This is a genomic window from Klebsiella grimontii, from assembly GCF_900200035.1.
Classification (GTDB): Bacteria; Pseudomonadota; Gammaproteobacteria; order Enterobacterales; family Enterobacteriaceae; genus Klebsiella; species Klebsiella grimontii.
Genome location: NZ_FZTC01000019.1, coordinates 715,006 through 729,151, shown reverse-complemented (window position 1 = coordinate 729,151; position 14,146 = coordinate 715,006). Strand labels below are relative to the sequence as shown.

Here is a 14,146-nt window from a genome sequence, read left to right as displayed (position 1 = left end):
TTTTGTCGAACCGTGACGGCCCTTAAGCGCTACTGCGCCGCCTCGCTAATATCATCCATCTCTTCTTCGCGCTCGCGTTCGTCCGCCAGCAGCGCTTTTTCGCTTTTACCCAGGCACTGGATCAGCAGGAACAGCGCGCCGCTGACAAACAGCGTCATCAGCAGACCATCATAGCCCGCGACGCTGATTAACAATCCGCTGACTACCGGCCCGGCCACGCTGCCCGCGGACCAAAAGAATCCCAGCAGGGCGTTGATCATAATCAGCTTTTGCCCGGAGAAGGTTTTCCCGGCGCGGACCAGCGACAGGGTATAGAGCGCCCCCGCCGCGGCGCCGAGAAGCAGGCAGCCGACAATCAGCTGGATATGCGACGCCAGCAGAAACGGCAGGGCCAACAGGGCGAGGCAGAAGACCACCGCACAGGTCAGATGTACGCGGCGGATGCCGAAGCGGTCGGCAATCCAGCCCAGCGGCGCCTGGAATACGGCGTCGCCGGTCAATACCACCGTCACCAGCAGCACCGCCGTGACTTCACTTAGCCCTTTATCCATACCGTACAACGGCAGCAGCGCCAGAATGCTGGCATCAAAAAAGGCAAAACAGAATACGCCGGAAGCCAGTACCGGCAAAAAAGCGCCGAGGCTGCGCCAGCTGGCGCGTTCCGCCAGCCGTTCGCGGCTGCCGGAGGGCAGATGGCGGAGCATCAGCAGGCAGGCGAGGGTCACCAGTCCGACGAGCAGCAGCGTCCATGATTGATACGCTTCTCCGGCGGAGATCAGCAGCGGCCCCGCCAGCTGACAGCCGGTAAAGGCGGAGGCATAAATGCCGGTCAGGGTTGCCCGGTTTTTCCCCGCCGCGCCGCCGGTGATCCAGCTTTCGCCAATGACGATAATCACCCCCGACGCCAGGCCGGTAACCAGCCGCGGCAGCAGGAGATGAACCATATCAAACGACAGGCAGGAGGCGATGGTTGCCGCAGCCAGCGCCACCAGACTGACGGAGAGCAGAAGCCCCATCTCAAAGCGTCGGCACAGCGCGGGTGAGAGGAAGGAGGAGATCATCATCCCCGCTGGCGGTAGCGCGGCCAGCAGGCCGACGTAAACGGTATCAATCTGCTGCTGCGCCAGCTCCAGACTGATTAAGGGCACCGTGTATCCGGTGATAAATCCCACTAATGAAGCCGCCATGATCATCGCCAGCGTGGGGGCAAGGCGATTCTGCTCTGGGTTGAACATTTTATTTCCGGTTAAGGAGGTATGAAGAGTGAATTATTCGGTAAAACGCCAGTATAGCTGCATAATAATTAATCGCACGCCTTATGTCACCGTTGATATCACTACAAAAAAGGACGGCGCTGGCGAGGGGGCCGCGTAAAGGCGCGCCGGCGCAGGGTTTGGCGGAAGTTGTCAGCGAGCAGGCGAAAGGATATAACCAATAGGCTGGCGGACTACCTGTAGCCCCAATTTATTGAATAACACACTCGTTCAGCGCTGATGCTGTGCAGGAAAGGAGTATGACATGGCAGTATCCTCTTCACTGATCGCCGAGGCCATTCGCTGGCGACGTGATTTTCATGCTTGCCCTGAGCTGGGGTATCAGGAACAGGAAACCTCGCGTCGGGTGGCTGAACTGCTCGCGTCGTTTGGCCTCCAGGTGCATCGCGGGCTGGCGGGTACCGGCGTGGTCGCGACCCTGGAGAACGGCCCCGGTCCGGTGATTGGCCTGCGGGCCGATATGGACGCGCTGCCGATCGCCGAGCAGAGCGATGTCGGCTATAAATCGCGCAATCCTGGCGTGATGCACGCCTGCGGCCATGATGGTCATAGCGCGATGCTGCTGGCGACAGCGGCGCATCTGGCGCAGACCCGCCGCTTTCGCGGTACCGTGCACTTTGTTTTCCAGCCCGCCGAGGAGAACCTGGGCGGCGCGCGGAAAATGGTAGAGGAGGGGCTGTTTGAGCGCTTCCCGATGGATGCCATTTATGCGCTGCACAACTGGCCGGGTATGCCGCTGGGCCAGGTGGCGATCGGCAGCGGGGCGATGATGGCCTCTCTCGACGCGTTTGAAATTACCCTGACCGGCAAAAGCTGCCATGCGGCGATGCCGGAGCGCGGAGCGGACCCGATTGTCGCCGCGGCGCAGCTGATTATGGCGCTGCAAACCATTCCTTCGCGCCGCCTGTCGCCGCAGGAGTCGACGGTGGTGAGCATTACCCAGATTGCCGGCGGAGAGGCGATCAACGTGCTGCCGGATAAAGTGGTGCTGCGCGGGACCTTCCGCTGCCTGGACAACCAGGTGCGCGCGCGGGTCAGGGGGCTGATTGAGAGCTATGTCGCCGCCCAGCCGCAGGTGTCAGAGGTGGAAGGCGCAATCGCCTGGTATCCCGGTTATCCGGTGACCACTAACCATCCGGCCGAAGCGCAAAAGGTGCGCGAGGTAGCGACCGCGCTGCTGGGGGAGTCGGCGGTGAGCTGGAACGGGAACCCCTCCATGGCCTCGGAAGATTTTGCCTGCATGCTGGAGGCTTGTCCTGGCGCCTATTTTTGGATTGGCGCCGATGGCGAGACGGCGTCAAAGCCGTTGCATAACGCCGGCTATGATTTTAACGATGAGCTGCTCCCTCACGGCGTGGCGCTGTGGACGGCGCTGGTGGAGAAACTGCTGGCGTAAGAGGGCGATCCCGGAGGCGGCGCTGCGCATCTGTCCGGGCTACCGCTCCGCAGACGGCACTGAACCTGTAGCCCGGGCAAGGCGCGTTGAGCGCCGCCCCCGGGAACAAAAGTGGCTATGCAGGGAGACGCGCGCATCTCCCTGCGTTGTTTTACACGTTAACCGCCGCTTTCAGGCGGGCTTTCATCTCGCTATAGCTTGTCCAGGCATACTGTTCGGCCCAGCGCTGATCCGCGATAGCCTCCACCTTCACCGCGCAGTATTTGGTTTCCGGCGTTTTCGAGATTGGGTCGAGATTATCCTGCGTCAGCTCATTACAGGCGCCGACCCACCACTGATAGGTCATGTACACCGCGCCTTCATTAATGCGATCGCTGATGTCGGCGCGGGTAATCACCTTGCCGCGCCGCGAGCTGACCCACACCAGCTGCTGGTCGGCGATCCCGAGGCGCTGCGCGTCGGCGCGGTTGATTTGCACCCGTCCTGGCTCATCGGCAAGCGACTGCAGAGCCGCGCAGTTGCCGGTCATCGAACGACACGAGTAGTGGCCGACTTCGCGCACGGTACACAGCACCAGCGGATACGCTTCATCCGGCGTCTCGGCAGGCGCACGCCACGGGGCGGCGAACAGCTGACCTTTACCGGTCGGCGTATCGAAGAGGTTATCTTTATACAGCCACGGAGTACCGGGATGATCCAGCGTCGGGCACGGCCACTGGACGTGGTTCATATCGCCCATTTTCTCGTAAGTGACGCCGTAGAACAGCGGGCAGAGTTCGCGCATTTCGTCCCAGATCTGCTGGTTATTATCGTAATGCATCGGATAGCCCATTTCGCTGGCCAGCAGGCTGATGATTTCCCAGTCGCGCTTAACGTTACCGGTGGCGATAATCGCCTGCTCAAAGCGCTGGAAGCCGCGGTCGGCGCAGGTAAAGACGCCGCCGTGTTCCCCCCAGGAGGTGGCGGGCAGCAGCACATCGGCGATTTCGGCGGTTTTGGTCATAAAGATATCCTGCACCACCACAAAATCGAGCGCCTCAATCCCTTTACGCACCAGACCCAAATCGGCTTCGGTTTGCAGCGGATCTTCACCCATGATGTAGTAGGCTTTGATCTCGCCGGTCAGCGCTTTGTGCGGCACTTCGGTGATCCGGGTACCGACCTGGTCGTCCATGCTCGCCGGATCAATCCCCCAGGCGTTGGCGAATTTGGCGCGAACGCCGGCGTCGGTGACGTCCTGGTAGCCGGGGAACATATTCGGCAGGACGCCCATATCACAGGCGCCCTGGACGTTGTTTTGCCCGCGTACCGGCCCCACGCCGACGTTGGCGCGCCCGAGGTTGCCGGTTAACAGCGCGAGGCTCGCCAGCCCTCTGACAACGTCCACCGCCTGGCCGAACTGGGTGACGCCCATGCCCCACATAATGGTGGCGGAAGGCGCGGCGGCAAACATGCGCATCGCCTGGCGAATTTCAGCGGCCGGGACGCCGACGATGCCTTCGACGGCTTCAGGGGAATAGTCTTTCACCATCTCACGATAGGCATCCAGCCCCTCGGTAAAGCGGTCGACGTAGTCGTGGTTATACAGATCTTCTTCCAGCAGGACGTGAGCGAAGGCGTTGACCAGCGCCATGTTGCTGCCGTTATTGAGCTGCAGATGGCGATCGGCGATGCGGGCGGTTTCGATACGACGCGGGTCGCAGACGATGATTTTTGCCCCGTTTTCGCGGGCCTTAATCACCCGGCGGGCGACGATTGGGTGGGAGTCGGCGCAGTTATAGCCAAAGACCAGCAGGCATTTTGAGTTCTCAATATCGCTAATCGAGTTGCTCATCGCGCCGTTGCCGAGCGCCAGCTGCAGGCCGGCGACCGACGGGCCGTGGCAGACGCGGGCGCAGCAGTCGACGTTATTGGTGTTGAGCACCCCGCGGGCGAACTTCTGCATCACGTAGTTGGTTTCATTGCCGGTACCGCGCGATGAACCGGTCGTCATAATGGCGCGCGGGCCATGCTTCTCCTTTATTTCACGCAGTTTTTTCGCCGTATAGCGGATGGCTTCATCCCAGCTTACCGGGGTGAACTTGCCGCCTTTCTGGTAGCGAATCATCGGCTGCTGCAGACGCGGCGTCAGCAACTGGGTGTCGTTGAGAAAATCCCAGCCGTAATAGCCTTTCAGGCACAGCTGATTTTGGTTGGTAACGCCATCAGCGGCTTCGGCTCGGATAATCTTATTGTTTTCGACGACCAGCTTAAGTTTGCAACCGGCCCCGCAATAAGGGCAAACGCTCGTGATTTTTTTCATCAGTAACAGACCTGTTAACAGAGAATAAACAACAATGGACAGGCCGGGCCCGGCCCGCCCTTGTCAGGGCGTCATGCGCCAGCGTACCGGCAGATGACGGGAGCGTTATGCATAGGATGTGCCAAATTTTAACTTATTGAATTAATTTAGAATAATCGGGAGGTGCAGGCGGGGCGGCGGCGATGTCGACACTAATGACGATGACATGACGCCCGCTCGGGCGTCATCAAGGGACAATCAGGCTAGCTTCTGGCGTAGCTGCGCGAGGGTATCGGCGGGTACTCCTACCTCCTCGGCGGCGGCGCAAATCGCCTGCCAGCTTCCGGCGTCCAGCGGAATGCCCTGCGCCAGACGCTGCCGACGGTTCGCCTCTTCCCACTCCCCCGGCGCCAGAATGGGCGCGTCCGGCTCGTGCGGCGACTGTTTACACCAGTCGATAAACGCTTCGGTCTCGCGCTGCATATCCGGCGCATCGAACGCTTCTGGGCTGAGAATAATGGTGGTCATGCAGTTGAAGATGGCGTCCACGCTGCCCTGCAGCGTCTCCTGATGCGAGGTTTTGCCGCCGGATACCGCGCCGCCGATCGCTTCGCACAGCGTCGCCAGCGCGTAGCCTTTATGTTCGGCAAAGGTCAGCAGCGCCCCCAGCGGCGAGGTCTGCATCACCGCCGGGTCGGTGGTGGGGACGCCGCGAGCGTCGATCAGCGACCCTGCCGGTACCGGAACCCCTTTATGCCAGGCAACGCGGGTTTTACCGAAGGCGATGGCGCTGGTGGCGTAATCCAGCAGCAGCGGCGGATGGCCGACGCGCGGGAACACCACGCACAGCGGGTTGGTGCCGAAGCGGCTGTCTTTCCCACGGAACGGGGCGACCATCACGTTGCCAACGACGTTAACGAAATGGATAGAGATCATTCCGGCGGCCGCGCACTGTTCCGCCCAGTAGCCGATGCGGCCAATATGGTGCGCGTTGCGCAGCGCCACGGCGGCCAAACCGTGCTGTTTTGCCTTCTCAATACCGATCTGCATGGCTTCATGGGCCACCACCTGGCCGAATCCGCCGTTGCCGTCCAGCGTGACCACCGCGCCCGCGTCCTTCATCACGCTAGCGTGGCGGTTGAGCTGGAGATAGCCCTGCGCGTGGGAGCGTACGTAGCTTGGGATCATACCGACGCCGTGGGAATCGTGCCCGGCCAGGTTGGCGGCAATAAGGTGGTCGGCGATAAGCGACGCTTCGGTGGGGGAGCTTCCCATATGGGTGAAAAGGGTTTTAACAAATTGATGCAGATCCGTGGCCTGGAAGCGATGTCCTGTTTGCACTGATTCTCTCCTGTGAATGGGTTGCGGATTATTGTTTTAGCGTGTTTGCATTTCCATGCTGCGCTGAGCAACGGCGAAGATCAAGGTTTTGACTTTTGTATTAAAGGCTTTTCGCTGGCGGTTATTGCTGCGGAGAGGATGGAGACAAATCCTTGAAGCTGGTGATATATAAACCACGCCATGGCGGTCAAGCCCCTGTGTTAGCGGCAGAGTGAGACGCGTTATACCTTTCTTTGCAGGTAAAACGGAGCGTCACTTTTATTATTCTAGTTAATCAAAGCCAAAATTCGGCGAGCCATATATGCAAAAAAACTTAATGTTTTCTTAATATTCCCGCCGCAGAGCGTTAATCGCTTTCGCTTTATCCCGCGAATCTTCCTTTAAATTACGCCAGCGTCACAAAAGCCGTAAAAAAACAAAATCCGGCGTTGCAAGGCTCTGGCGTCCCGCTATATGTTAAAATTACGTTTAATAATTGATACCTAAAGGTTGATTTTATGTATATGAAAATTAGTGGGTTAATGATTTCACTGACGGCAATATTCTCCGGTCAGGTTCTTGCCACAGTCCCTGAGGGCTACCCGGCGGATTATCAAAAAGTGGTGGATGCCGGGATTAAAGAAGGCAAAGTGGTTATCTATTCAACGACCGATACCAAGGCCGCAGGCCCGTTAATTAAAGGCTTTGAGGCGCAATATCCCGGCATTAAAGTTGAATATAACGATATGAACAGTACCGAATTGTACAACCGTTATATCAGCGAACAGGCGGCGGGCGGCGGCAGCGGCGATGTGGTCTGGAGCTCTTCCATGGATACGGCGCTGAAGCTTGCCACCGAATACGCCGAAGAGTACGCCTCGCCGGAGCGGGATAAGCTGCCAAAATGGGCGGTCTGGCAACAAAAAGCTTACGGCACGACCTACGAGCCGGTGGTCTTTATCTATAATAAACGGCTGATCCCGCAGGGTGATGTTCCGGACTCGCATACCGCGCTGGCGAAGCTTATCTCCGCTCAGGCCGATAAATTCAAAGGCAAGGTCACCACGTACGATATTGAAAAATCAGGGCTGGGTTTTATGCTGGCGGTGCAGGACAGCAAAGCCGATGCTAACTACTTTAACGATCTGGCGGGCATTGCGAAAGGCGGCCTGACGGTGCAATCATCCACCGGTACGATGATGGAGCGCGTCTCCTCCGGTGAAAACCTGATTGGCTACAATATTCTCGGTTCCTACGCGGAAGCGCGGGCGAAAACCGACCCTTCGCTTGGCATCTCATATCCGAAAGATTACGTGCTGGTGCTCTCCCGGGTCTCCTTTATTACCGCAGAAGCCGAGCATCTTAATGCGGCGAAGCTGTGGTTTGACTACGTGCTGTCGGAAAAGGGGCAAAGCATCCTCGCGAACCAGGCCGATATTCCCTCCCTGCGCAATGATATCGAAGGTAAAAATGATATTGACGGCATGACCAAAATGCTTGGCAGCGCGCTGAAGCCGATTCCGGTCGATGAAACGCTGCTGGCGTATCTTGAGCCGAAGCAACGTCTGGAATTTATCAAACAGTGGCGTACCGCCGCGGCGAAATAACCCCCCGGCGCTGCGCCTCTTTTCCGGATGCGCAGCCCGCTTAATGCCCGCCAGATTTAAAGGGATCGCTTATGAATGTCTTACGTCGAAAATGGCAGGGTTTGCCGCGCGGTATCATCGTCGTGATGACGGCGCTGGCGATTTATGTCCCGCTGTTGTTTATCGTGGTGCAGAGCTTTCTCTCGGCGCCTTTTTTTGCCCGCTCGAAGTCGTTCAGCCTCGAAGCCTTCGCGTTTATCTTTAGCGACCCGGATTTTTATCTGGCGCTAAAATCCGGTTTTATTCTCGCCTTCGGTCTGGTGGCGATCGCCATCCCCCTCGGCGGGATCCTCGCTTTTTTAATGGTGCGCACCGATTTACCCGGGCGGCGGTTTATTGAGCCGCTGATTCTGGTGCCGATTTTCGTTTCGCCGATGGTGCTGGGCTTTGGTTACGTGGTGGCGGCCGGACCGGTAGGTTTCTTTTCGCAATGGGCGGAACAGCTGATCGGTTTCGTACCGTGGAATATTTACTCAATGTTCAGCATCGTGGTGATTGCCGGACTGACGCACGTTCCGCATGCCTATCTCTATATCTCATCCGCCCTGCGCAGCGTCGGGTCGGACGTGGAGGAGGCCGCGCGCACGGTGGGCGCATCGCCGCTGCAGGTGATGACGGCGGTGAGCTTGCCCATGGTGCGACCGTCGATACTCTACGCCTGCGTGCTGCTGTTTTTCCTTGGTCTGGAAGTGTTTGGCCTGATGTTGGTGCTGGGGGACCCGGAGGGCAACATGGTGCTGGCGACCTATCTTTATAAGCTGACCAACAAGCTCGGCACCCCTTCCTATCACCTGATGGCGGCGGTAGCGGTGGTGCTGATCTGCATCACCATTCCGCTGGTAATGCTCCAGCGCCGCCTGATGCGCACTGCCAACCGCTTTGTCACCATGAAGGGGAAAGCGTCCCAGGCCCGCGCGCTGCCGCTGGGGAAATGGCGCTGGGTCGCCGGGATTGTGGTGGTGGCCTGGCTGACGGTCACTATCGGCGTGCCGCTGCTCGGCGTGGCGCTGCGGGCCTTTATTTCAAACTGGGGCGTAGGCGTTTCGCTATGGGATGAGCTCTCGCTGGCGACGTTCCGTAGCATCTGGCAGCAGCCGAACCTGCTGCGCGCCATCGTTAACTCCATGGCGATTGGCGTGTTCGGCGGCGCGCTGGCGGTGGTCTGCTATCTGTTCGTGGGCATCGCCATGCACCGTAAACCGGATAACGTCACGCGCTTTCTTGACTACAGCGTGCTGGTACCGCGCGCCGTGCCGGGGCTGCTGGCCGGGCTGGCGTTTCTGTGGGTGTTTCTGTTTCTGCCGATGTGGCTCGATCAGTCGCTGAAAAACGGCTGGCTCTCGGCGCTGCCGGTGGCGGACTGGCTGCGCGAGCACCTGATCGTTCAGCTGCGCGCGCTGCGTAATACTATTTTTAGCGTCTGGCTGGCTTATACCGTGGTGTGGATGGCCTACGGCCTGCGGCTGATCTCCTCGACGCTGCTGCAGGTGGCGCCGGAGCTGGAAGAGGCCGCGCGCAGTACCGGCGCATCGCGCGGGCAGATTACCCGTCACGTCACGGTGCCGCTGTCGCGCTACGGCTTAATCGGCTCATGGCTGCTGATGTTTCTTATCTTCGAGCGCGAATACTCAACCGGGGTTTATCTGCTTTCGCCCGGAACCGAAACGATCGGTTCGATGCTGGTCTCGCTGTGGGCGGCGGGGGCTATCGATATTGTCGCCGCGCTCTCCTTCATCAATATCCTGCTGGTGGTCGTGGGGCTGGGTATCGCGCTGCGCTTTGGAGTGAAATTACATGATTGAATTATCGGTAGAAAACCTGCATCTGACCTACGGCGATAATCCGGTGCTTAAGGGCGTGTCCATGGAACTGAAGCGGGGAGAGGTGGTGTCGCTGCTAGGGCCATCGGGCAGCGGAAAAACCACGCTGCTGCGGGCGGTCGCCGGGCTGGAGAAGCCGACCGGCGGCATTATCACCATTGGAAAATCCCGCGTCTATGACGGCAACCCGCGTAGCGAAATTCCGGCCGAGGAGCGCAACCTGGGGCTGGTGTTTCAGTCCTACGCGCTGTGGCCGCATAAAACAGTGTTTGAAAACGTCGCTTACCCGCTGAAGCTGCGTAAGGTTGCCGCCGCGGAGATCAAGCAGCGGGTCCAGACCGTACTTGAACAGCTGGGGCTGGGGCATCTTGGCAATCGCCATCCGCATCAGCTCTCCGGAGGACAGCAGCAGCGCGTGGCCATCGGCAGGGCACTGGTTTACAACCCGCCGGTGATCCTGCTGGATGAACCGCTGTCGAATCTGGACGCCAAGCTGCGGGAAGAAGCGCGGGTCTTTTTGCGCGAGCTGATCGTCAAGCTGGGACTGTCGGCGCTGATGGTCACGCACGATCAGAATGAGGCGATGGCGATTTCCGATCGCATTCTGCTGCTTAATAACGGCGTGATCGAGCAGCAGGGCACCCCGCAGGAGATGTACGGCAGCCCGAAAACGCTGTTTGCCGCCGAGTTTATGGGCAGTAATAATCGCCTGCATGGCACCGTCAGCGCGCTGGAGAACGGTCGGGCGCGCATTGAGGGAGCCAGCTGGGCGCTCTGGGGAATGGCGGGGGAAGGGGTCAGCGTGGGGGAAGAGGCGACGGCGGTGATCCGCGTTGAGCGCCTGCGCATCGCTTCGGCGCCTGAAGAGAACATGCTGGCGTTGCCGCTGTTGACCAGCATGTACCTCGGCGACCGCTGGGAGTATCTGTTTCGCACCGAAGGCGATGATTTCGCCATACGCGCCTACGGCAGCGCGCTGCGCGATGCCGAGCGTTGCCATCTGGCGTTGCCCGTCAGCGACCTGTGGATCTTCCCGAAAGGTTGAGATAAAAAAAGCCCCGGCGGTGAAGCCGGGGCAAACCATGTCAGAGCTTATTTATTATTAGTTAAATACCATGCCGCCATCGATCAGCAGCGATTGGCCGGTCATATAGTTGGAGTCTGGACCGGCGAGATAAGAGACGCAGGCCGCGACGTCTTCCGGCTCGGATAGCCGTCCAAGGGTAATGCGTTTGGCGAACTCCTGGGTTCCGTAACCCAGCGGTTTACCCGCCGCTTCGGAAACCTGGCGGTCAATCTCCGCCCACATTGGGGTTTTGACGATCCCCGGGCAGTAGCCGTTAACGGTAATTCCCAGATGCGCCAGATCGCGGGCGGCGGTTTGCGTCAGGCCGCGCACGGCAAACTTACTGGAGCTATAGACCGCCAGCTCCGGGTTACCTACATGGCCCGCCTGGGAGCAGGCGTTGATGATTTTGCCGCCGTGGCCCTCTTGTTTAAACGCCTCGACCGCGGCCTGGATGCCCCAGATAACGCCTTTGACGTTGATATTGTAGACTTTATCGATCACGTCCTCGCGAATCTCCTCGATTGGCGTGGAGGGCGCAACCCCGGCGTTGTTGACGATCACGTCAAAACCGCCGAGGCCCTTGCGCGCCTGTTCGACGGCGGCAAAAACCTGATCGCGTTGAGACACATCCACCTTCACCGCCAGCGCCCGGCCGCCGCTGCGGTTAATTTCATCAGCGACCGCCTGTGCGGTGGCGTCGTTATAATCGGCGATAGCCACGGCAAAACCATCTTTCACCAGGCGAAGGGCGATAGCTTTACCGATACCCTGGCCCGCGCCGGTGACGAGTGCGACTTTTTTCATTGATAGATTCCTTCTGTAGTGACTCAAAGTATTTGACTGAGATGGAGCTGGCCCATCAGCAGCGGGTTATCGCGGTAATCCACGGGGATGGCCACGACGGCGGGGCCGTCAACGTCCATCGCCGCCCGCAGCGTCGGCTCAAGGGCTTCGGCGCTCTCTACCGCAAACCCTTTGGCGCCGAAGGCTTCGGCATAGACTTTAAAATCCACCGGGCCGAACTCAACGCCGGAGAGCCGCTGGTATTTTTTCTCCTCCTGAATCGCCACCATGTTGTAGCCGTTATCGACCCAGATGATATGCAGGACGTTCGCTTTCAGCCGTACGGCGGTCTCCAGCTCCATGCTGGACTGCAGGAAACCGCCGTCGCCGGAAACGGAAACCACTTTGCGCTGCGGATTGACCAGCCAGGCGCCAATCGCCCACGGCAGCGCCACCCCCATGGTCTGTTGACCGTTGGATATCATCACCTGACGGGCGCGGAAGCTGTAGAGATAGCGGGCGATCCAGATATGAAAGCTCCCCATATCGACGGTCAGGGTGACATCGCTATTGACGATGTCCTGCATGGCGCGAACGATGCGCAGCGGATGCAGGGCGAACTGGTTCAGCTGCGCGCCGCGGCGGTTGAGGAGCTCCCGCTGATGCTGGCGATCGACCAGGATCTCGGCGGCCTGCGGCGACAGCACCAGCTGGTGGTCGATGCGCTGAGACAGTTTGTTCAGGGTGGCGGCGATATTGCCGACCAGCTCGACGTCCGGGGTATAGTTACGCTCTTCGTAAGCGGGCAGCACGTCGATATGCACCAGCGTAGCGTTACCGTTATTCCACATGGCCGGCTCGTACTCCACCGGACTATAGCCGATGCAGATGACCAGGTCGGCGAGATGCAGGAGTCGATCCCCTGCCTGGTTGTTGAACAGCCCAACCCGCCCGGCGAAGCGAGTAAAGTGGTCCTGATTGACCGCGCCGGCGGCCTGATAGGTGCTGGTTACCGGGATATGGCTTTTTTTCAGTAATTCGCGCAGCGCCGCGCTGTTTTCCGTCTGGCTGGCCATCAGGCCGAGCAGAAATATCGGATTTTTCGCGCCGGCAATCATCTTCGCGACTCGCGCAATGGCTTCGTCCGGCGCCGCGCCGGTCTGCGGCGCATCGCCGGCGGGCAGAACCCTGGCGTGGACCGGCCCGTCGACCACGTCCTGCGGCAGGCTGACGAAGGCGCTGCCGGGGCGTCCCTGCTCGGCTGCGCGAAACGCGTTGGAGACAACCTCCGCCAGCGCTTCCGGCGCGGTGACTTCCACCGAGTATTTGGTCACCGGGCTAAACATCGCCACCGTATCCATACTCTGATGCACCTGTTTGGCCTTATCGGCGCGTTTTACCGCGCCGCCCAGCGCCACCACCGGGTCGCCCTCGCTATTGGCCGTTGCCATCCCGGTAATCAGGTTAGAGCAGCCCGGTCCGGACGTGACCAGCGCGACGCCCGCTTTGCCGGTGATGCGGCCAACCGCGGCGGCCATAAAGGCGGCGTTGGCTTCGTGGCGCACCGGGATAATGCGAATGGAGGAGTCGAGCAGCGAATCGAAGACTTTATCGATTTTGGCCCCCGGAATGCCGAACACCTGGCGTACTCCCTGGGCCTCAAGCTGGCTGACGATGAGGTCGGCGCCGTGCGCCCACTGGCGCGGTTGATGTTGATTATCCACGAGAATCTCCTTAGTTTTCGACTGAGCGAATGGCGGCATCAAGATTGTCTGGATGCAGATCCGCCTGCAGGAAGGCGCTATCGGCAGGAAGGTCAATCATCAATTTGTGGATCTCGCCAAAGGTCAGCACGCCGTGGTCGAGCTGATAATCGAGCAGATGGCCGCCGCCCTGGCGGTCATCGGTGATGAAGTGTTCGTGGTAGCCGGCCACGTTAATGCCCTGCATATGCTGCGGCGTTCTGAACCCAACCAGGACCCCCTCGCGCTGGTTGAAGCGAAAAACCGGCTGGTCGTCGAGTACGTCGGTCATCGCCCGGTAGGGCGGCGTCTGGCGCGGTACCGTGCGGGTATGGGCGTGGCGAAAATGGCCGTTAATACGCAGGGCGCAGAACAGATTGTCCGACGGGATTTGCTGGTCGATGATGTTGTGCAGCTGTTCGCGGCTGACCGGTTTATCGAACGTTTTGCGATACTGCGGCTGAAACCAGGTCATCACCGCGAACGGCGTACGCTGTTCCATACGGGCTTTGCGGGCGCTGCCGTCGGCGCGCAGCTGGTAAACTTCGCTGCTAAACGCGATCAGCTCGCCGTCCAGTTCATTAAAGGTCCCGAGGCCGAAATCACCGTGGGTGAGCAAATCGGCGATGGTCGTATTACCTTCATAAACGCCGCTAAGCAGCGCGCTCATCAGAGAGGTCTGGTAGATGACGCTATCGGGATGTTGCGCGGAAAATCCTCGTAGAGTTTCACACAGGCTCTCTTCACAAGAGCATTCAACAGAATGGTTCATTGCCCACTTCCTCGTTCAACGAATATCAGAAAGGTTAAATAAA

At 59.4% G+C, this 14,146-nt stretch carries 10 protein-coding genes; 4 read left to right on the top strand and 6 right to left on the bottom strand.

The window, feature by feature from the left end; translation table 11 throughout:
- Nucleotides 1–29: 29 nt before the first annotated feature.
- On the bottom strand, nucleotides 30–1,235 hold the full coding sequence (locus KOSB73_RS18260) for an MFS transporter (RefSeq protein WP_004139588.1): 1,206 nt from the start codon (nucleotides 1,233–1,235) through the stop codon (nucleotides 30–32).
- A 283-nt stretch (nucleotides 1,236–1,518) separates the two neighbouring features.
- On the opposite strand from KOSB73_RS18260, the gene KOSB73_RS18255 reads away from it, so the two are divergent.
- On the top strand, nucleotides 1,519–2,670 hold the full coding sequence (locus tag KOSB73_RS18255) for a M20 aminoacylase family protein (RefSeq protein WP_064342815.1): 1,152 nt from the start codon (nucleotides 1,519–1,521) through the stop codon (nucleotides 2,668–2,670).
- Nucleotides 2,671–2,821: 151 nt separating this feature from the next.
- On the opposite strand, the gene fdhF is transcribed toward KOSB73_RS18255, so the two are convergent.
- Both fdhF and KOSB73_RS18245 read right to left on the bottom strand, forming a co-directional pair.
- Entirely contained in the window at nucleotides 2,822–4,972 is a 2,151-nt protein-coding gene (gene fdhF / locus KOSB73_RS18250) for a formate dehydrogenase subunit alpha (protein ID WP_024357925.1), read from the bottom strand.
- Nucleotides 4,973–5,209: 237 nt separating this feature from the next.
- The gene (locus tag KOSB73_RS18245; protein ID WP_049087086.1) at nucleotides 5,210–6,292 is read right to left on the bottom strand and encodes a malate/lactate/ureidoglycolate dehydrogenase; all 1,083 of its coding nucleotides are present in this window, start codon (nucleotides 6,290–6,292) and stop codon (nucleotides 5,210–5,212) included.
- 497 nt (nucleotides 6,293–6,789) lie between these two features.
- Here KOSB73_RS18245 and KOSB73_RS18240 point away from each other — a divergent pair, with 497 nt between their 5' ends.
- The 3 genes from KOSB73_RS18240 (at nucleotide 6,790) to KOSB73_RS18230 (ending at nucleotide 10,782) form a co-directional block, all read left to right on the top strand.
- On the top strand, nucleotides 6,790–7,878 hold the full coding sequence (locus KOSB73_RS18240; protein ID WP_004136699.1) for an ABC transporter substrate-binding protein: 1,089 nt from the start codon (nucleotides 6,790–6,792) through the stop codon (nucleotides 7,876–7,878).
- 71 nt (nucleotides 7,879–7,949) lie between these two features.
- Nucleotides 7,950–9,719 (top strand): ABC transporter permease, encoded by a 1,770-nt coding sequence (locus tag KOSB73_RS18235; RefSeq protein WP_049099218.1) that lies wholly within the window; start codon nucleotides 7,950–7,952, stop codon nucleotides 9,717–9,719.
- Nucleotides 9,712–10,782 (top strand): ABC transporter ATP-binding protein, encoded by a 1,071-nt coding sequence (locus KOSB73_RS18230; RefSeq protein ID WP_049085105.1) that lies wholly within the window; start codon nucleotides 9,712–9,714, stop codon nucleotides 10,780–10,782. The genes KOSB73_RS18235 and KOSB73_RS18230 overlap by 8 nt, the downstream gene beginning before the upstream one ends.
- A 57-nt stretch (nucleotides 10,783–10,839) precedes the next feature.
- Here KOSB73_RS18230 and KOSB73_RS18225 read toward each other — a convergent pair whose 3' ends face one another.
- The 3 genes from KOSB73_RS18225 to budA are packed head-to-tail and all read right to left on the bottom strand — an operon-like array spanning nucleotide 10,840 to nucleotide 14,103.
- Complete coding sequence (locus KOSB73_RS18225) at nucleotides 10,840–11,610, bottom strand: (S)-acetoin forming diacetyl reductase (RefSeq protein WP_049085106.1); 771 nt, start codon at nucleotides 11,608–11,610, stop codon at nucleotides 10,840–10,842.
- A gap of 23 nt (nucleotides 11,611–11,633) precedes the next feature.
- Complete coding sequence (alsS, locus tag KOSB73_RS18220) at nucleotides 11,634–13,352, bottom strand: acetolactate synthase AlsS (RefSeq protein WP_155551938.1); 1,719 nt, start codon at nucleotides 13,350–13,352, stop codon at nucleotides 11,634–11,636.
- A complete protein-coding gene (gene budA / locus KOSB73_RS18215; protein WP_004136703.1) occupies nucleotides 13,324–14,103 on the bottom strand; it encodes an acetolactate decarboxylase in 780 nt (259 codons plus the stop codon). The genes alsS and budA overlap by 29 nt, the downstream gene beginning before the upstream one ends.
- Nucleotides 14,104–14,146: the final 43 nt, after the last annotated feature.

What these genes read in the sequence shown, in the direction of transcription:
- KOSB73_RS18260 (WP_004139588.1), bottom strand. Translation starts at nt 1,235, where the DNA reads ATGTTCAACCCAGAGCAGAATCGCCTTGCCCCCACGCTGGCGATGATC.
- KOSB73_RS18255 (WP_064342815.1), top strand. Translation starts at nt 1,519, where the DNA reads ATGGCAGTATCCTCTTCACTGATCGCCGAGGCCATTCGCTGGCGACGT.
- fdhF (WP_024357925.1), bottom strand. Translation starts at nt 4,972, where the DNA reads ATGAAAAAAATCACGAGCGTTTGCCCTTATTGCGGGGCCGGTTGCAAA.
- KOSB73_RS18240 (WP_004136699.1), top strand. Translation starts at nt 6,790, where the DNA reads ATGTATATGAAAATTAGTGGGTTAATGATTTCACTGACGGCAATATTC.
- KOSB73_RS18235 (WP_049099218.1), top strand. Translation starts at nt 7,950, where the DNA reads ATGAATGTCTTACGTCGAAAATGGCAGGGTTTGCCGCGCGGTATCATC.
- KOSB73_RS18230 (WP_049085105.1), top strand. Translation starts at nt 9,712, where the DNA reads ATGATTGAATTATCGGTAGAAAACCTGCATCTGACCTACGGCGATAAT.
- KOSB73_RS18225 (WP_049085106.1), bottom strand. Translation starts at nt 11,610, where the DNA reads ATGAAAAAAGTCGCACTCGTCACCGGCGCGGGCCAGGGTATCGGTAAA.
- alsS (WP_155551938.1), bottom strand. Translation starts at nt 13,352, where the DNA reads ATGCCGCCATTCGCTCAGTCGAAAACTAAGGAGATTCTCGTGGATAAT.
- budA (WP_004136703.1), bottom strand. Translation starts at nt 14,103, where the DNA reads ATGAACCATTCTGTTGAATGCTCTTGTGAAGAGAGCCTGTGTGAAACT.